15 protein-coding genes are annotated in these 17,388 nt (G+C 65.1%); 8 read left to right on the top strand and 7 right to left on the bottom strand.

Annotation, left to right across the window (positions count from 1 at the left end):
• Positions 1 to 46 precede the first annotated feature (46 nt).
• From HWY30_RS17900 to HWY30_RS17910, 3 genes are read right to left on the bottom strand one after another with little or no spacing between them, the layout of a single operon-like run.
• Positions 47 to 907: an alpha/beta fold hydrolase gene (locus tag HWY30_RS17900; RefSeq protein ID WP_090800959.1), complete on the bottom strand. Its 861-nt coding sequence runs from the start codon at positions 905 to 907 to the stop codon at positions 47 to 49.
• Positions 908 to 918: 11 nt separating this feature from the next.
• Positions 919 to 2,508 carry a benzoate-CoA ligase family protein gene (locus HWY30_RS17905; RefSeq protein WP_090800958.1) on the bottom strand — a complete coding sequence of 530 codons (1,590 nt, stop codon included), beginning with the start codon at positions 2,506 to 2,508 and terminating at the stop codon, positions 919 to 921.
• Positions 2,509 to 2,567: 59 nt separating this feature from the next.
• Positions 2,568 to 2,882 carry a 4-hydroxylaminobenzoate lyase gene (locus HWY30_RS17910; protein WP_090800957.1) on the bottom strand — a complete coding sequence of 105 codons (315 nt, stop codon included), beginning with the start codon at positions 2,880 to 2,882 and terminating at the stop codon, positions 2,568 to 2,570.
• A gap of 238 nt (positions 2,883 to 3,120) precedes the next feature.
• Between HWY30_RS17910 and HWY30_RS17915 the strand changes: the two genes are divergently transcribed.
• The 5 genes from HWY30_RS17915 to HWY30_RS17935 all read left to right on the top strand — a co-directional run bounded on the left by HWY30_RS17915 (position 3,121) and on the right by HWY30_RS17935 (position 9,754).
• Entirely contained in the window at positions 3,121 to 4,122 is a 1,002-nt protein-coding gene (locus HWY30_RS17915; RefSeq protein WP_090800956.1) for a helix-turn-helix transcriptional regulator, read from the top strand.
• A gap of 114 nt (positions 4,123 to 4,236) precedes the next feature.
• A complete protein-coding gene (gene boxC, locus HWY30_RS17920; protein WP_090800955.1) occupies positions 4,237 to 5,916 on the top strand; it encodes a 2,3-epoxybenzoyl-CoA dihydrolase in 1,680 nt (559 codons plus the stop codon).
• 98 nt (positions 5,917 to 6,014) lie between these two features.
• Positions 6,015 to 7,442: a benzoyl-CoA 2,3-epoxidase subunit BoxB gene (boxB, locus tag HWY30_RS17925; protein ID WP_090800954.1), complete on the top strand. Its 1,428-nt coding sequence runs from the start codon at positions 6,015 to 6,017 to the stop codon at positions 7,440 to 7,442.
• Positions 7,443 to 7,458: 16 nt separating this feature from the next.
• A complete protein-coding gene (gene boxA / locus HWY30_RS17930; RefSeq protein WP_090800953.1) occupies positions 7,459 to 8,697 on the top strand; it encodes a benzoyl-CoA 2,3-epoxidase subunit BoxA in 1,239 nt (412 codons plus the stop codon).
• Between the two features lie 277 nt (positions 8,698 to 8,974).
• Positions 8,975 to 9,754 carry an amino acid ABC transporter substrate-binding protein gene (locus HWY30_RS17935; RefSeq protein WP_090800951.1) on the top strand — a complete coding sequence of 260 codons (780 nt, stop codon included), beginning with the start codon at positions 8,975 to 8,977 and terminating at the stop codon, positions 9,752 to 9,754.
• Positions 9,755 to 9,884: 130 nt separating this feature from the next.
• On the opposite strand, the gene leuA is transcribed toward HWY30_RS17935, so the two are convergent.
• Positions 9,885 to 11,591 (bottom strand): 2-isopropylmalate synthase, encoded by a 1,707-nt coding sequence (gene leuA / locus HWY30_RS17940; RefSeq protein WP_090805389.1) that lies wholly within the window; start codon positions 11,589 to 11,591, stop codon positions 9,885 to 9,887.
• Positions 11,592 to 11,992: 401 nt separating this feature from the next.
• Here leuA and HWY30_RS17945 point away from each other — a divergent pair, with 401 nt between their 5' ends.
• Positions 11,993 to 12,325 carry a hypothetical protein gene (locus HWY30_RS17945; protein ID WP_090800949.1) on the top strand — a complete coding sequence of 111 codons (333 nt, stop codon included), beginning with the start codon at positions 11,993 to 11,995 and terminating at the stop codon, positions 12,323 to 12,325.
• Between the two features lie 99 nt (positions 12,326 to 12,424).
• Here the strand turns inward: HWY30_RS17945 and HWY30_RS17950 are convergent, their stop codons facing one another.
• Positions 12,425 to 13,051 (bottom strand): cadmium resistance transporter, encoded by a 627-nt coding sequence (locus tag HWY30_RS17950; RefSeq protein ID WP_090805387.1) that lies wholly within the window; start codon positions 13,049 to 13,051, stop codon positions 12,425 to 12,427.
• A gap of 206 nt (positions 13,052 to 13,257) precedes the next feature.
• Between HWY30_RS17950 and HWY30_RS17955 the strand changes: the two genes are divergently transcribed.
• Positions 13,258 to 13,701, top strand: a complete 444-nt coding sequence (locus HWY30_RS17955; RefSeq protein WP_090805385.1) for a hypothetical protein — start codon at positions 13,258 to 13,260, stop codon at positions 13,699 to 13,701.
• 49 nt (positions 13,702 to 13,750) lie between these two features.
• Here HWY30_RS17955 and HWY30_RS17960 read toward each other — a convergent pair whose 3' ends face one another.
• Together HWY30_RS17960 and HWY30_RS17965 are read right to left on the bottom strand one after the other, a co-directional pair.
• On the bottom strand, positions 13,751 to 15,019 hold the full coding sequence (locus tag HWY30_RS17960; RefSeq protein ID WP_090800947.1) for a DUF3443 domain-containing protein: 1,269 nt from the start codon (positions 15,017 to 15,019) through the stop codon (positions 13,751 to 13,753).
• A 69-nt stretch (positions 15,020 to 15,088) separates the two neighbouring features.
• Positions 15,089 to 15,553, bottom strand: a complete 465-nt coding sequence (locus HWY30_RS17965) for a DUF2844 domain-containing protein (RefSeq protein ID WP_090800945.1) — start codon at positions 15,551 to 15,553, stop codon at positions 15,089 to 15,091.
• A gap of 398 nt (positions 15,554 to 15,951) precedes the next feature.
• On the opposite strand from HWY30_RS17965, the gene bamC reads away from it, so the two are divergent.
• A complete protein-coding gene (bamC, locus tag HWY30_RS17970; RefSeq protein ID WP_090800943.1) occupies positions 15,952 to 17,187 on the top strand; it encodes an outer membrane protein assembly factor BamC in 1,236 nt (411 codons plus the stop codon).
• Positions 17,188 to 17,388: the final 201 nt, after the last annotated feature.

Consider the following 17,388-nt stretch of genomic DNA (forward strand, 5'->3'; position numbering starts at 1 on the left):
CGATCCGTGTAATTTTTATGAAGTATCGGTAACAGACGGGCGCCGCTTATCGTTGTGCGCGCACGAACACCGCGATGGCGTCGTTGAGCGCGGCGGGCGCGTCGTGATGCGGCGAGTGTCCGCATGCGTCGAGCTTCACGAGTTGGGCGTGCGGCACGCGCGCGGCGATCGTGTCGATCTGCGCCATCGTGCCGTAGTTGTCGTCGTGGCCCTGGATCGCGAGCAGCGGTCGACGGATCGGCGCGAGCGCCTCGACGATCGACCACCGCCTGAACGCAGGGTCGAGCCAGATATCGTTCCAGCCGTAGAACGCGGAATCGACGTCCGCGTGATAGCGGGCGAGCTTCGCGCGAAGATCGGTGGTTTCGTAAAGCTGCTTCGTTTGGGCGATGCTTTGCACCGAGATGTCTTCGACGAATACGTGCGGCGCAATCACGACCGCGCCCGCGAGCGCATCGGGGTACAGCGCCGCATAGAGCAGCGCGATCGAGCCGCCGTCGCTATGACCGATCACCCACATGCGTTGGCGTTGCCGCAGGTCGATATCGAGCGCGTCGAGCAGGGTGGGGAGGATGTCGCGCGCCTGTGCGGTCATGAAATCGACCGGCCATTTGTCGTCAGGCGCACGCGCTGTCGAGAGTCCGTAGCCTGGCCGCGAATAGACGAGCCCGCGCATGCCGAGTCGCGCGCATAACGTCTGCGGCCAGTCGCGCCACATTGCGATCGAGCCGAGACCTTCGTGCAGGAATACCGCCATCGGCGAATCGTCCTGCTGAGCATTCGCCTGCTCGTTGACCCAGCGGTACTCGATGCGCAGCGGTCCATGCGACGCGCTCGCCGGCAGTTCGGCAAGGCGGCTGGCGGCACTCGCGGAGGAAGTGGCAGGGGCGGTACCTCGGTTCTGCATCAATGAATCACCTATGACTGTTCGCGTAGCTTGAAGCGTTGAATCTTGCCGGTGGCGGTCTTCGGCAGATCGTCGGTGAACACGATATCGCGCGGGTACTTGTGCGGCGCGAGCCGTTCCTTGACGAAGGTCTTCAGTTCCTCGGCGAGCAGATCGGACGGCATGAAGTCGCGCTTGAGCACGACGAACGCGCGCGTTTTCACGAGCCCGCCATGATCGACGCCGACCACCGCCGCTTCGAGCACCGCCGGATGCGCGACGAGCACCATCTCGACCTCGACCGGCGACACATATTGGCCGCTCACTTTCAGCATGTCGTCGCTGCGGCCCGCGTAGACATAGCAGCCGTTCGCGAGACGCCGATATTTGTCGCCGCTTCTGATCCATTCGCCAAGAAACGTCGCGCGCGTTTTCTCGCGATTGCTCCAGTACATCAGCGCCGCGCTCGGCCCCTTGATGAACAGATCGCCGACTTCGCCATCGGGCACCGGCCGCCCGGCTTCGTCGCGCAACTCGACTTCGTAGCCCGGCACGGGGCGCCCGGTCGTGCCGTATTCGACTTCGCCCGCGCGATTCGACAGGAAGATGTGCAGCATTTCCGTCGAGCCGATGCCATCGAGAATCTCGGCGCCGAAGTGCGCGGTGAAGCGTTCGCCGACGTCGCGTGGCAACGCCTCGCCGGCCGACGCGCACACGCGGATCGCGACGTCGGCGCGCGCGGGCAGGTTGGGCGACACCAGCATGTTCGCGTACAAGGTCGGCACGCCGTAGAACACGGTCGGGCGATGCCGGACGAGGCGCGCGAAAATCGCCTCGGCGGTCGGGCGCTCGGCCATCAGGATCGCGGTCGCGCCGACCGACAGCGGAAACGTCAGCGCGTTGCCGAGCCCATATGCAAAGAACAGTTTCGCCGCCGAAAACACCACGTCGCTCTCGACGATGCCGAGCACCGGCTTCGCATACAGCTCGGCGGTCCAGTACAGATTCGCGTGCGTATGGACGGTGCCTTTCGGCTTGCCGGTCGAGCCCGACGAATAGAGCCAGAACGCGATGTCGTCCGCGTTGCTTGCACAGCCTTTGCCGGCGGGCAGCGCGGTGTCGACCAGCGTTTCGAAGCGGGGCGCCGCGAGCGGCGCTTCGATGGAGGCGTGAGGCTGCGAGACGATCGGTTGGCAGCCGTCGTCGTCGATGCTGCTCAGCGCCTCCGTCACGTTAGGTAGCAACGGTTCCGATACGATCACCGCTCGCGCGTGGCTGTGCGTCAGCATGTGCGTATAGTCGGCGGCGCTCAGCAAGGTGTTCGCGACGACCGGCACGATGCCGGCGTAAAGCGCGCCGAGAAATGCGACCGGTAGCGATACGGTGTCGAGCATCACGAGCAGCACGCGTTCCTCGGGATGCACGCCGAGCGCACGCAGTGCGCTGGCGCAGCGCCGCGCGCGCTGTTCGAGTTCGCCGTAGGTCATCGCGCCGTAGTCGTCGATATAGGCGACTTTGCTCGCGCGCGCTTCGTTCAACTGGAACAGATGCCTCGCGAAGTTGAACAGCGGGGGCGGCGGCGCAACCGGCTCGCGTGCGCTCGTTTCCAGCAGGGCTTCCATATGTCTCCTCCATCCGTGGACACGGTCCGGCTCTTGTGTGATCGTGATCTGCTCGCGGCTCACGCGCGCGTGAATTCGATCGCCCCTTGCGGCAGCAGATACAGCACCAGCGCCCGGCCGTTCGCGACGGTCGGACGATGCGCCGAGCCGGGGCCGTACACGCACCAGCCGGCCGGATGGCCGTCGAACGTCGCGCCGTCGGTGAGGGGCATGATCAGATCGATCTCGCCGTGCGGATGGACGTGGTGCGGACCGGCAATGTCCTGCATGTCGACGACGTCGACGGAAAAGCCGTGCGTGTCGTCGTCGAGCGGCCGCCCGGCGAGTTGCCCAGTGACGCCTGCGATCAGGCGCTGGAATTCCTGTGGGGACATGCGAGCCTCCAGAAGCGCGCTCACGCAGGCCGGCCGCCGGGTCGCCGGCCGCCGGATCGCCGGCCGCCGGAACTTGGGTGCATGCGTATTGCGGCGCCGTCTCCGTGACGCGGCCGGAATGCCAAGGCGGCGCGCGACTGTGTTTGTGATTGGATCAGCTTTTGGCGAAAATTAAACCGTTCACCTGGTGCATGTCAAGCACTATAGTACATGTATCGTAGTCACGAGGTCGCAAAACATGAATCAAAAGTACCCTCCCGCACCGTTGGACGAAACCGACGACGACGCGGCCCGCGCCGAACGCACCGAGCGCGCGGGTGAACGCACGGCCGAACGTGGCGGCGAGCGCGAAGAACGCGATCCGTTCCTGACCGCGATGGGCGAGCGTGTGCGTTTGCTGCGCGCGCGCCGCGGCATGACGCGCAAGACGCTGGCGGCCGAAACCGGTTTGTCGGAGCGGCATCTGGCGAACCTCGAATCGGGCGTCGGCAATGCGTCGGTGCTGGTGCTGCGGCAGCTCGCGGCCGCGCTGAACTGCTCGCTCGCCGAGGTGATCGGCGACGAAACCACCGCGTCCGCCGAATGGCTGCTGATCCGCGAGCTGCTGCAGGGGCGCGACCAGGCGGCACTGCAGCGCGCGCGCATCGCGCTCGCCGAGATGTTCGCGCAGGCGCCGCGCGACCCGCACCGCAAGGACCGCATCGCGCTGATCGGCCTGCGCGGCGCGGGTAAGTCGACGCTCGGGCGCATGCTCGCGCAGGAGCGCAAGGTGCCGTTCATCGAGCTCACGCGCGTGATCGAACAGCTCGCGGGCTGTCCGCCGTCGGAGATTCATTCGCTGTACGGCGCGAGCGCGTATCGACGCTACGAGCAACGCGCGCTCGAGGCGGTGATCCACGAGCATCCGCACGCGGTGATCGCGTCGCCGGGCGGGCTCGTGTCGGAATCGGGCACGTTCAACGTGCTGCTGTCGCACTGCTTCACCGTGTGGTTGCAGGCGACGCCCGAGGAACATATGCGCCGCGTCGTCGCGCAAGGCGATCTGCGGCCGATGTCCGGCAACCGCGAGGCGATGGACGACCTGAAGCGCATCCTCGCCGGGCGCGCCGAGCTGTACGGACGCGCGGACATGTCGTTCGACACCAGCGAAAAGACGCTCGCCGATGCGTACCTGCAGTTGCGCGACCGTCTCGCCGCGCGGCTCGCGGCGGAAGCCCCCGACGAGGCGCGCGTGAACTGACCGATCGTGGGCGCCAGGGTTTCCCCGTAAAAATGCACTAAAGTGCTTTACGCTGGTATGGCGATGCACTATTGTTCAAAAAACAGATTGCATCGTCCAGTCAGGAGACGCCCCATGTCCACAGCACCCACCGCCGTTGCTCAGGCCGCGCCGGTCGACTATCGCACCGAGCCGTCGCAGTACAAGCATTGGAAGCTCAGCTTCAACGGTGCGGTCGCGACGCTCGGCATCGACATCGCCGAGGATGGCGGCATTCGCGACGGCTACAAGCTGAAGCTCAATTCGTATGATCTCGGCGTCGACATCGAGCTGCACGACGCGATTCAGCGCATTCGCTTCGAGCATCCGGAAGTCCGCACGGTGGTGGTGACGAGCCTGAAGGACCGGGTGTTCTGCTCGGGCGCGAATATCTTCATGCTGGGGCTGTCATCGCACGCGTGGAAGGTCAACTTCTGCAAATTCACGAACGAAACCCGCAACGGGCTCGAAGATTCGTCGCGCCATTCGGGGCTGAAGTTTCTCGCCGCGGTGAACGGCGCGTGCGCGGGCGGCGGTTATGAACTCGCGCTCGCCTGCGATGAAATCTATCTGATCGACGATCGTTCCTCTTCGGTGTCGCTGCCGGAAGTACCGCTGCTTGGCGTGCTGCCCGGCACCGGCGGACTCACGCGCGTGACCGATAAGCGCAAGGTGCGCCACGATCGCGCGGATATCTTCTGCACGGTGGTCGAGGGCGTGCGCGGCGAACGCGCGAAGGCCTGGCGTCTCGTCGACGAAGTTGTGAAGCCGAACCAGTTCGAGCAGGCCATTCAGGCGCGCGCGCTCGAACTCGGCGCGCACAGCGATCGTCCGGCCGATGTGCAGGGCGTCGCGCTCACGCGCATCGAACGCACGGATCGCGAAGCTGGCCTCAGCTATCAGACGGTCAACGTCACGATCGATCGCGCGAAACGTATGGCGACCTTCACCGCGTGCGCGCCACAGACCGGGCAACCGACCGACCTCGCCGCGATCGCCGCGGCCGGCGCCAACTGGTGGCCGCTGCAATTCGCCCGCGAACTCGACGACGCGATCCTCTCGATGCGCACCAACGCGCTCGACATCGGCACCTGGGTGTTCAAGACCGAAGGCGACGCGCGCCACCTGCTCGCAGTCGATGCGACGCTGCTGCAGCACAAGGATCACTGGTTCGTGCGCGAAACGATCGGCATGCTGCGCCGCACGCTCGCGCGCCTCGACGTGTCGTCGCGCTCCATCTTCACGCTGATCGAGCCGGGTTCATGCTTCGCCGGCACGTTCGCGGAACTCGCGTTCGCCGCCGATCGCACCTACATGGCCGCGCTGCCCGACAACGAGGACGAGGAGCCGGCGATCACGCTGTCGGAAGTCAACTTCGGCCTGTATCCGATGGTGACGCATCAGTCGCGGCTCGCGCGGCGCTTCTACGAGGAAGCCGAGCCGCTCGACGCGGCGCGCGCGCTGATCGGTCAGCCGGTCAAGGCGCTCGACGCGGAGCGCCTCGGTCTCGTCACCGCGTCGCCTGACGATATCGATTGGGCCGACGAAATCCGCATCGCGCTCGAAGAACGCGCGGCGATGTCGCCCGATGCCTTGACCGGCCTCGAAGCGAATCTGCGCTTCAATGGGCCGGAGACGATGGAGACGCGCATTTTCGGGCGTCTCACCGCCTGGCAGAACTGGATCTTCAACCGGCCGAACGCAGTGGGCGAGAAGGGTGCGCTCAAGGTGTACGGCAAGGGCAGCAAGGCGCAATTCGATGTGTCGCGCGTCTGAGATGCGCCGCGCTCACTCCGACTGAACGACGCCGCCTGCCGATACGCGCCTCTCGCCACTGCAGCTTCCGAACAGGGAACTGACCCAGGGAACCGACCATGTCCTCGATCAACTACAGCGAAAAGATTCCGAACAACGTCAACCTCGCCGACGACCGCGCGCTGCAACGCGCGCTCGAACAATGGCAGCCGAACTTTCTGTCATGGTGGGGCGACATGGGCCCGGAAGGCTCGCACGGTTACGACGTGTATCTGCGCACCGCGGTCAGCGTCGATGCGGGCGGCTGGGCGCACTTCGACTACGTGAAGATGCCCGAGTACCGCTGGGGCATTTTCCTCACGCCGGGCGAGCAGGATCGCAAGATCCACTTCGGCGAGCACAAGGGCGAAGCCGCGTGGCAGGACGTGCCCGGCGAGCATCGCGCGAACCTGCGCCGCATCATCGTCACGCAGGGCGATACGGAACCGGCCTCGGTCGAGCAGCAGCGTCACCTCGGTTTGACCGCGCCGTCGCTGTACGATCTGCGCAACCTGTTCCAGGTCAACGTCGAGGAAGGCCGCCACTTGTGGGCGATGGTGTATCTGCTGCATCGCTACTTCGGGCGCGACGGTCGTGAGGAAGCTGAAGCCTTGCTCGGCCGTCGCTCGGGCGACGAGGACAATCCGCGCATTCTCGGCGCGTTCAACGAGAAAACGCCGGACTGGCTCGCGTTCTACATGTTCACGTACTTCACCGACCGCGACGGCAAGTTCCAGTTGTCGGCGCTCGCGGAGTCGGGCTTCGATCCGCTCGCGCGCACGACGAAGTTCATGCTGACCGAGGAAGCGCATCATATGTTCGTCGGCGAATCGGGCGTGTCGCGCGTGATCCAGCGCACCGCTCAGGTGATGAACGAACTCGGCACCGGCGACGTCGCGAAGATCCGCGCGGCCGGCGTGATCGATCTGCCGACCATCCAGCGCTATCTGAACTTCCATTACTCGGTCACGATCGACCTGTTCGGCGCCGATCATTCGTCGAACGCGGCGACGTTCTATAGCTCGGGTCTGAAGGGCCGCTACGAGGAAGGCAAGCGCGACGACGATCATCGCCTGAACGAGCTTGCTTACAAGCTGCTCGACGTGCAGGACGGCAAGCTCGTCGAGCGCGAAGTGCCGATGCTCAACGCGATGAACGAAGTGCTGCGCGACGATTACATCAAGGACTCGGTTGCGGGCGTTGGGCGCTGGAACAAGGTGCTCGAGAAGGCCGGCATCGACTTTCGCATGACGGTGCCGCACAAGGCGTTCAACCGGCAGATCGGCACGTTCGCGGGCACGCGGGTGTCACCGGAGGGCCGCGTGCTCAGCGAAGCCGAATGGGCCGCCAACGAAGCGAACTGGCTCGCCACGCCGGAAGACCGCGCGTTCGTCGCTTCGCTGATGGGCCGCGTCGCCGAGCCGGGCAAGTTCGCGAACTGGATCGCGCCGCCCGCGATGGGCGTGAACCGTCAGCCGGTCGATTTCGAATACGTGCGCTTCAATTGAAGCAGGCGAGGAAGCCATGAACGGGCCAGTATCGGTCGAAGTTCTGCGGCAGCATCTGATCGATCCGGAGATCTGCATTCGCTGCAATACCTGCGAGGAGACCTGTCCGGTCGATGCGATCACGCACGACGACAACAACTACGTCGTGAAGGCCGACGTCTGCAACGGCTGCATGGCCTGCGTGCCGCCGTGCCCGACCGGCGCGATCGACAACTGGCGCACCGTGCTGAAGGCCGACGCGTATTCGATCGACGAGCAGTTTACGTGGGACGTGTTGCCGGAGCAGAACACGATGGCGGTGCCGGCTGAAGAACCGGTGGCCGCGTCCACCGCGGGCGACAGCGCCGCCGAAGCAGACGGCATCGAAGTGGATACCGTGCGCGGCGCGCTCGTGCCGCCGTGGTCGGCCGCGAAGCCGTACGTGAATCTCTACACGCATAAGGCGCCGACCATCGCGACGGTGGTCGGCAACTACCTGCTCACCGACAGCGCGACGTCGAGCGACATCCATCACATCGTGCTCGATTTCGGCTCGATGCCGTTTCCGGTGCTCGAAGGCCAGTCGATCGGCATTCTGCCGCGGGGTGCTGCCGCCGACGGCCGCGTGCATCACGCGCGCCAGTACTCGATCGCGAGTCCGCGCGATGGCGAGCGGCCCGGCTATAACAACGTGTCGCTGACGGTGAAGCGGGTGTCGCAGCAGCACGGCGACGCGATCGACGGCGTGTGCTCGAACTATCTGTGCGATCTGAAGAAGGGCGACGTGGTCAACGTGATCGGTCCGTTCGGCAGCACCTTCCTGATGCCGAATCATCCGAACTCGCATCTGCTGATGATCTGCACGGGCACCGGTTCCGCGCCGATGCGCGCGATGACCGAGTATCGCCGCCGCAAGCGCCTCAAAGGCGCGACCGGCAAGCTGATGCTGTTCTTCGGCGCGCGTACCAAGGAGGAGCTGCCGTACTTTGGACCGCTGACGAATCTGCCGAAGGATTTCATCGACACCACGCTCGCGTTTTCGCGCACCCCGGGACAGGCGAAGCGCTACGTGCAGGACGCAATGCGCGAACGTTCGGCCGACGTCGCGAACCTGCTGAAGGACGACAACACCTATATCTACGTGTGCGGCCTCAAGGGCATGGAGGACGGTGTGCTGCAGGCGCTCAAGGATATCGGCGAGCAGCATCAGATCGATTGGGAAGCGTTGTGGGCGAAGCTGAAGCGGGAAGGGCGGCTGCATCTGGAGACGTACTGAGCGGCGCGCCGACACGCCGACCCACCCGAAAGCTCCGCGAAAAGGCTCCGCAAAGGCTCGTGAAAGCATGAGCGCTTGCGGGGCCTTTTTGCCTGCGCCATGTGCTCGACGGCAGAGCGCAGCGGCTGACCTGTGCGGATCGACGCACCGCGCGCGAAGCGCTTTGAAAATCGCGGACGGTTTGCTACAGTCGGCCCACACAGCCGGCCGCACGCCGGCACTCCCCGCCAAACGCGGCAGTCCGCCACCCGCGCAGCCACTCAGACGGAGCCGTCCGATGAAGCCGATTCGTTCACTTGCGATGATTGCGCTGTTGCAGGCAGCACTCGCGCATCCGGCTAGTGCCGACGATCTCGCGCGGATCAAGGCATCGGGCGTGTTCCGGATCGGCACCGAAGGTACGTACGCCCCGTTCACCTACCACGACGACGCGGGCAAGCTGACCGGCTTCGACGTCGAGCTTGGGAGCGCGATCGCGCAGCGTCTCGGCGTCAAGCCGCAATTCATCGAAGGCAAATGGGAAGGACTGGTCGCCGGTCTCGACGTCAATCGCTACGACGCGGTGATCAACGAGGTCGCGATCACCGACGAGCGCAAGCTCAAATACGATTACTCGGACCCGTACATCACGTCGCACGCGGTGCTGATCGTCGCATCGGATAACACGACGATCAAATCTTTCGACGACCTGAAGGGCCGCAAATCGGCCAATACGCTGACCAGCAACGTCGGCAGGATCGCGGCCGCGCACGGCGCGCAGGTGATCCCGGCGCAGGGCTTCGACGAATCGATCGAGCTGCTGGTCGCGGGCCGCGTCGACGCGACCGTCAACGATTCATTGTCGTTTCTCGACTACAGGAAGCGCGAGCCCGAGGCGAGGATCAAGGTCGTCGCGGTCGATACGTCGCCCGATAGCAGCGACAAGTCGGCCGTACTGATCCGCAAGGGCAATCCGAAGCTGCGCCTGGCGATCGACGACGCGCTCGCCGGCATGAGAAAAGACGGTACGTATCAGCGGATTTCGCTGAAGTACTTCGGCCGGGACGTGTTTCATTGACCGTCGGCCGAAACGTTGACGCGGATAAATCCACATTAAAAAAGAAGGGGCGTCGAAACGCCCCCTCTTCGTTGTCGTCAGCCCGTCGAACATGCGGCGTGCCGCACGTTCAACGCGGCAGACGCTGGCCTCACACCGTCGCGTCGCTCAGCGCGGCGTCGAAGAAGCGCTCCTGGGCATCCGTGTTCACGCGTGCATACGCGCGGTTCACGCCGCTGATCACCGCGCGGATCGACGCGGTGATCAGGTTAGCATCGACACCGACGCCGAACGCGCTGCCGGCCACATCGGTGCCGGCCATTTCGGCGATCGCGATCGCGCGCGCATCGGCGCCCTGCGTGAGCGCGCGTTCCTCGTAGTGCTGGATGCGCACGGGCACGTCGAAGGCGTGCATCAGCGCGTCGAGCGGGCCGTTGCCGGCGCCGCTCAGCACGCGCGGCGTGCCGTTGATTTCGACGTTGAGCTTGATGTGCTCGCGGCCGTCATGCTCGGACAGGCTGTGGCTGATATAGCGGACCGGCTCGGCCGTGCGCACGTATTCCTGCTGGAACAGTTCCCAGATCTGCGCGGGCGTGACTTCCTGGCCGCTCTGGTCGGTGAAACGCTGCACGGCCGAGCTGAAATCGACCTGCAGACGGCGCGGCAACACGACGCCGTAGCTCTGCTCGAGCAGGTACGCGATACCGCCCTTGCCCGACTGGCTGTTCACGCGAATCACGGAGTCGTAGGTTCGGCCGAGGTCGCTCGGATCGATCGGCATGTACGGCACTTCCCAGATCGCGTCCGGCTTCTGCGCGGCGAAGCCCTTCTTGATCGCGTCCTGGTGCGAGCCCGAGAACGCGGTGAAGACGAGATCGCCGACATACGGATGACGCGGATGCACCGGCAACTGCGTGCATTCCTCGGCCGTGCGCGCGACTTCGTTGATGTTCGAGAAATCGAGCTCGGGGTCGACGCCCTGCGTGTACAGGTTCAACGCGAGCGTGACGAGGTCGACGTTGCCGGTGCGCTCGCCGTTGCCTAACAGACAACCTTCGACGCGATCCGCGCCCGCCATCACCGCGAGCTCCGCGGCCGCGACGGCCGTGCCGCGGTCGTTATGCGGGTGGACGGAGACGATCAGCGAGTCACGACGCGCGAGATTGCGGTGCATCCATTCGATCTGGTCGGCGTAGACGTTCGGCGTGGCCATTTCGACGGTGGCCGGCAGATTGACGATCGCCTTGCGCTCGGGCGTCGGTTGCCAGATGTCGAACACCGCGTCGCAGACTTCCTTCGCGAATTCGAGTTCGGTGCCGCTGAACACTTCCGGGCTGTATTGCAGCGTGAAGTGCGTGTCCGGTTGCGCGTCGGCGAGGCGTTTCATCGTGCGCGCGGCCTTCTGCGCGAGTTCGATCACGCCGCTCTTTTCGAGGCCGAACACGATCTTGCGGAATTCCGGCGCGGTCGCGTTGTACAGATGGACGATCGCGCGCGGGGCGCCGCGCAACGATTCGAAAGTACGCTCGATCAGATCGTCGCGCGCCTGCGTGAGCACTTCGATCGTCACGTCGTCAGGAATATGGCCGCCCTCGATCAGCTCGCGCACGAAGTTGAAATCGGTCTGCGACGCCGACGGAAACGCGACTTCGATTTCCTTGAAGCCGATCTGCACCAGCGTCTTGAACATGCGCATCTTGCGCTCGGCGTTCATCGGCTCGAACAGCGCCTGGTTGCCGTCGCGCAGATCGGTGCTCATCCAGATCGGCGCGCGCGTGATGGTGCGCGACGGCCACTGGCGATCCGTCAAATTGATCGGCTTGAACGAACGGTACTTGGTAGCAGGGTTTTTCAACATTTTCATCATCCGGGGGAGAGACCGTGGAATGGGTGTCGACCGGACGACGAAAACGCGATACTGGGCCGCCGGTCGAAAACCGGGGCTGGGTCAGTTACTGGGGATTCAAGCGATGCTTCGGTGTATCAGAGAGAAGCGGACGCGCGCAGCAGCAGACCTAGCCCGGTAGAGCGGGCTAGTAGTAGCGATAGGGTGGTCTGGGCGCGGTACATAGTGCGCAATGGGAACATATTATTGAGAAAGCGTCAAGGGCCGAGGTGGAGTGGGCCGCGGCCTGCTCGGCTGCCGAAGGGGGCGAGCGAGCGGCCGCTCGCATGAAAGGTGCCGTGGGACGCTCGCGCGGCACTCGATTCAGGGGTGAGCTTACGAGGCGTCGTCAACTCACAGAGCAGGAGGTGAACATGAAAAGGGTAGCGAAGATATCCGGCCTCGCGAGGATCTGCGCGTGCGCGGCGTTGGCATGTGGGTTCGTCGGGCAGGCCGGCGCGCAGGGGCTCAGCGCGCAGAACGACATGAACGCGCCGCAGAACAGTACAGGTCTGATGCCGCAGGCGGCGCGCGGCAGCGAGTATCCGACGCATGGCAACCAGCAGGCGGGCGAGCTGAATCTGAATCCGACCGATCCGCGTGCGCAACTGGTCAACGGCTTGCCGAACAACGCGAGCGCGGGCGGCTATGGCGCGCCGCTGGCGGGCGTGCGTACATACGTGCAACCGCCCCAGCCGGCGAATTGAGACTGGCGAAGCAGGATCGGCAGACGAAGACTACGACGCTGAAGGCGGCAAGCCGAAGCCGTTGCGTGCCGCGCAGTCTTCGTCGACGGCCCGCGTTGATTACGCGCCGGACCAAAGTCGCAACGTATCGCTGTTCACCATTACCGATACGCCTATCGTGAGGAGGATCAGCGGCAGCAGCGCCGAGCCGTATCGTCGGATCGGCGCGCCGAGCAACGGGTGGTCGACCAGCCATGCCGCGCCCGCGCACCAGAGCCCGATCATCACGACGAACACGAGCGAAACCAGCGCGTTCTCGGCGGGCGTACGACTCGCGTACAGCGGCACGTAGACGGCGAGGTTGTCCGAGCCGTTGGCGATGGCGACGCTCGCGACGGTCCAGCTCGATGAGCCGCGAACGGATGGCGGAGCGCTTGCGCGGCTGTCCTCGCTATCTTCGCTGGCGTTGCGCCGCGCGTGGCCGGGACCGAAGCGCTGCCAGGCCTTGTGCAGGCCCACGACGATCGGCAGCAAGCCGAGCAGGCCCACATAACCGGCCGGCAGGCGCGTGAGCAAGGACGCGAGCACGAGCGCCGCGGCGACGAGGATCAAAGAGCCCGCGTACTGTCCCGCGACCACGCGGCGCCGCTCCACGCCCGTTTCGGTCAGAAAACCGAGCAGCACGAACAGGTTGTCGATATTGGTCGCGGCGTAGGCGACGATCGCGAGCAGGACGAGGCTGAGCATGATGAAGCCGAGATCGTTACCGGGGGTAGAGTCGTTTTGAATTCGCCGCGCAATGTGGGCAACCGGGCTGCCGGCTGCGCCATCGAGGGCGCGACCGGTCAACACAATGCCGATGCGCTGGGTCAAGGTCAAGCGGCAGGCGGCCGCGAAGCCCGGCGACGGGGTCGTAAGCTACAATGACCGAGGCTTGGAACAACGGAACATCGATGAAGATTCGCCTTCTCTCTATCGCCTGTGTCGCGAGCGCCGTGGCGCTGCTGGCGGCCTGCACGATCGGTACCCGCAACTCGGGCGCATGCGAACAATTGATGCGCAGCAAGCTGGCCGAGGCGCCGTCGGGGATGTCGTCGGATACGCTGCGGGTCACGCATCGCGGGGCCGCGATTCGCGGCTCGCGCGTCGTGGTGGAGGGGACGATCGAGCATCGGGTAAGCGCGTCCGAGGTGGCGGTCTCCGCGCCGCTCGCGGCATCGGCATCGCAAGCGGCGATGGACGTCAACGTGGCCGCGAAGCAGGCCGAGCCGAAGAGGGTCAGCACGCCGGCCGCCGCCGAGTGCACGTTCCACGGCGAAGAGCTGGACGTATTCCGCTGGCTCGCGCCGGCAAAGCTGGCCGCGCCGGCTGCGCAACCCGCCAGCGCGGCGGGCTGAGTTCCCGTCCGCGTCTCGCGCCATCGCTGCGCATCCAACCCAATCAACCTCAGAACGCGTAATACGGCCCCTGGCCGGCCGACGTATTGCGCGCCGCAATCGCCGTGTAAATGCGTTTGCCGTAAAAGAACGGCAAGCCCCAGCCGAAGCCCTGACTCGAATTGCCGGCGAGATTGTCGAACGCGTTGTTCGACGATGAGAACAGCGTGCTCGAATTGGCTATGTCGAATGACACCGTGCTCGACACGCCATCGATGCCGGTGATCGACGCGCTCGCCGACTGCGTCGAAGTCGGGCAGTACCAGAAGCCGCACAACGGGAACTGCGTCGAGTGGAAGAGCAGGCCGTTCGAGCCGCTGTCGAGATAGCTCACCACATAGGTCTGACCGCCCGAGTTCGTCGTCACGTAGCCGGTCGCGGCGTTCGCCTTCAGGACGTTCGGGCTCGTCAGCGTGTTGTTCGACTGGGTGCCGATGCCGAAGATCAACGAGCCCGACACGCTGGCCGCGCCCGCATCGGCGACGGCCGGCAGGTCGATCACGACGCCGTTGTTGTCGAGCGGGAAGCTGCTGACCGGGTTGGTCACCTGCTGTGCGAGCGGCTGCGCGGTTGCGGTGCAGCCGCTCGTCGTGCAGCTGTAGTACCAGCGCGGCAATGCGGAGTTCGAGCAGCCGTTGCCGCAGTCGACCGGGAACAGGCCCACGCCGAGGATCCCGTTCGAGTGCAGGCTCGACACCGTCAGCAGCGACGCGCCGGAGTTCGCGCAGTCGGTGGGTGCGGCGGGCAGCGCACTGTCGGCGATTACCTGGATCGGAATCGATGACGCCTGTTGGCCAGCCATGCGTACGTCCGCGTTGCGGATCGAGCCCCACGCATAACCGCTGCCGAACACCGCGCATTCGGCGCTCACGCCGCCGCCCGCGGCGATGCTCGGCAGCGACAGGGTCGTCGGCAGCGCCGATGCGAGGATGCGCAGGCCGTTCGAGCCGGTGTCGACCTGGATGTCGTCGATCGTCGCGCAGTTGCTGGTGCCGGCCTGGCAGACGGTGACGCTCGTCGTCAGCATGTTGCGCGTACTGCCGGGCGATACGCCGACCGTGACCAGCTGCACGTTGGGCGTGGTCGATTGCGGCACGTTCGCGCTCTGCGTCGTGTTCGACGCGCTCGTGGAACTGGTCGACGAGGTCGGCGCGGTCGCGGACGGCGTCGAGCCCGAGCCGGACGAGCTGGACGAGGAACTGCCGCCTCCGCCGCCGCAGCCGACGAGGGCCGCGCAGACGATCAGAAGCAGGGCATGGAAACGCAAGGCGGATTTCATGGCGTGGCGATCCGTCGGGTGGAACTCAGGCGTGAAGGGGGCGCGAGCGACGCGTGCGGGGCGCACGCGTTACTGGATGTCGTCAGAGGTGATGCCGGCGGGCAAAGCCGCCGGCAGCCACGCGCGGCCGACGTAGCCGCGCATCGGTCCGCCGGACTCGACGATCACGTCGGCGCGCGTGACCCGCGACGAATGCAGATTGCCGCTGCCGGCCGCCGCCGCGGCGCCTGTCTTGTACGAGTCGCCGTATTTGCCGAGTAGCGCGTGCAGATCCGGCATCGTCGGGCCTTGCCACGCGTAGGCGACGATCAGGCCGGTGCTGGTCGCGTATTCGTTGATGGTCGTATTGCCAGCGTCGGTCCACGTGCGCTCGCGCAGTGCGCCATTGAGCAGCGTGCGCGGCGCGCTCGCGCCCGACACCGCCTGGCTCGGCATCGTGCCGCCCAATTCGGCATGCGCGCCGAAGCTCGCGCAGCACGCGACGACGGCGATCGCCGAGGCGATCGCGGATGGATTGAGACAGGACTGGGACATGAGGCCTTCCTCGTTTGGCGCCGGATTTTTTATTGAGATAACTCGATTAATCTAGCGCTGGTTTTTTCTGGTCTTTGCACATCGCGGCGGACAGGACCGCGCGCCATGTTTAAAAACAAGCCGCATGCAGACCGGAAGCCCTTATTCGGCGGGCCTCCGGCAAAGACTTGGGAATACTCCCAAGGTCAACTCGAAAGTGTTATTTAGTGTTAAATTTACCTCATAAGAAGGCAAATAGCATGATGGGTGCGGACTTTTTTCCCGTGGTCGCTTCGTAGCCGTGGCATGCGGCGATTCGCGGGCAAACCCCAGTTTTTGCACAGGCCTCGCCGGGACCGGTAAAATGTTGGGTTGATCCACGGAAACTTGCCGTGGCGTAGCGGAAGGATTCCCCGAACATGACTGATTTTCGTCTCACCAAGCGGTTTGCAGTAATGCTCATGGCAGGCGGGCTGGTCGCCGGCTGCGGCACCTCGTCGCCGACCAAAATCGACTATAGGAGCGACTCCCGTTCGAAGCAGGTATCGCTTGCCGTACCGCCGAACATGATCGACGAGACGGCCGATCAGCGTTCGCTGCCGCCGCAGGGCGGCGAAACCTCTCTGTCCACGCTGAAACAGGTGCAGGCACAGGCGCCGGCCGGCGACGCGGTCGCGGTCGTGCCGCCCGTCCAGGGCATCCACATCCAGCGCGACGGCACCGAGAGCTGGCTCGTGATCGACAACAAAACGCCCGATCAGGCTTGGCCGCAAATCCGCCGCTTCTGGCAGGAGCAGGGCTTCCTGCTCGTCGTCGACCAGCGCGACAAGGGCGTGATGGAAACCGACTGGAACGAAACCCACGCGCAGATCAACGACGGCTTTATCCGCAACACGCTGTCGAAGGCGATGGGCAACAGCTACGTGAGTTCGGAGCGCAACAAGTTCCGCACGCGTCTCGAAGCGGCGCCGAACGGCGGCACCTATGTGTTCGTCAGCCAGAAAGGCATGCGTGAGGCGATCACCGGTACGAACAACGAGTCGACCCAGTGGCAACCCAAGCCGAACGACCCGGCGCTCGAGCAGGAATACCTGAAGCGCCTGATGGTCTCGCTCGCGCGGGCCGATTCGGGTAGCAACGCGGGTGGCACACAGAACGCCGAGCTGTCGCCCGCGGGCACGCAGATCGCGCCGAACGCGGCGACGGCGGGTGCGAAGTCGGCGACGGCCGCCGTTGTCGCGCAGAACGTCGCGCTCGCGGCGCAACCGCCTATGCCGGACGCGGATTCGTCCAACAACACGTCGGCGCAGCTCTCATCGACCGAACTCACGCTCGGCGAGCCGTATGACCGCGCGTGGCTGCGCGTGGGCCTCGCACTCGATCGCAGCAATTTCACGGTCGACGATCGCGACATGAGCCGCGGCCTCTATTTCGTGCGCTACGTCGATCCGAAGGATATGTCGTCGGCCGAGCAGGGCTTCTGGAGCCAGGTCTTCCACGGCAAGAAGGAGAAGGTCGCCAAGCAGTATCGCGTGAACGTGCGCGCCGTGACGCCGAATCAGACCCGCGTGGCCGTGGTCGACGACAAGGGGCAACTCGACGAAAGCTCGCAGGCCAAGCAGATCATGAGCCTGATGGCCGACCAGCTGCACTGATACGAGAGCCTCGCGGCCGACACCGCCGGTTCGACGAAACCGCCCGGAGAAATCCGGGCGGTTTTTTTTGGTGCGCCAGGCATGGCGCGTAGCGCCGTGACTGGCGCTGTCCGACCCGCTGTGGTGGCGAGCCGGATGACTTGGGGGTGAAAGTCCTCTGCACACCCGGCAAGGGGAAGTGCTAGCTGAACGGCAAGGGTG

It is taken from the genome of Paraburkholderia tuberum STM678, assembly GCF_902833905.1.
Classification (GTDB): Bacteria; Pseudomonadota; Gammaproteobacteria; order Burkholderiales; family Burkholderiaceae; genus Paraburkholderia; species Paraburkholderia tuberum.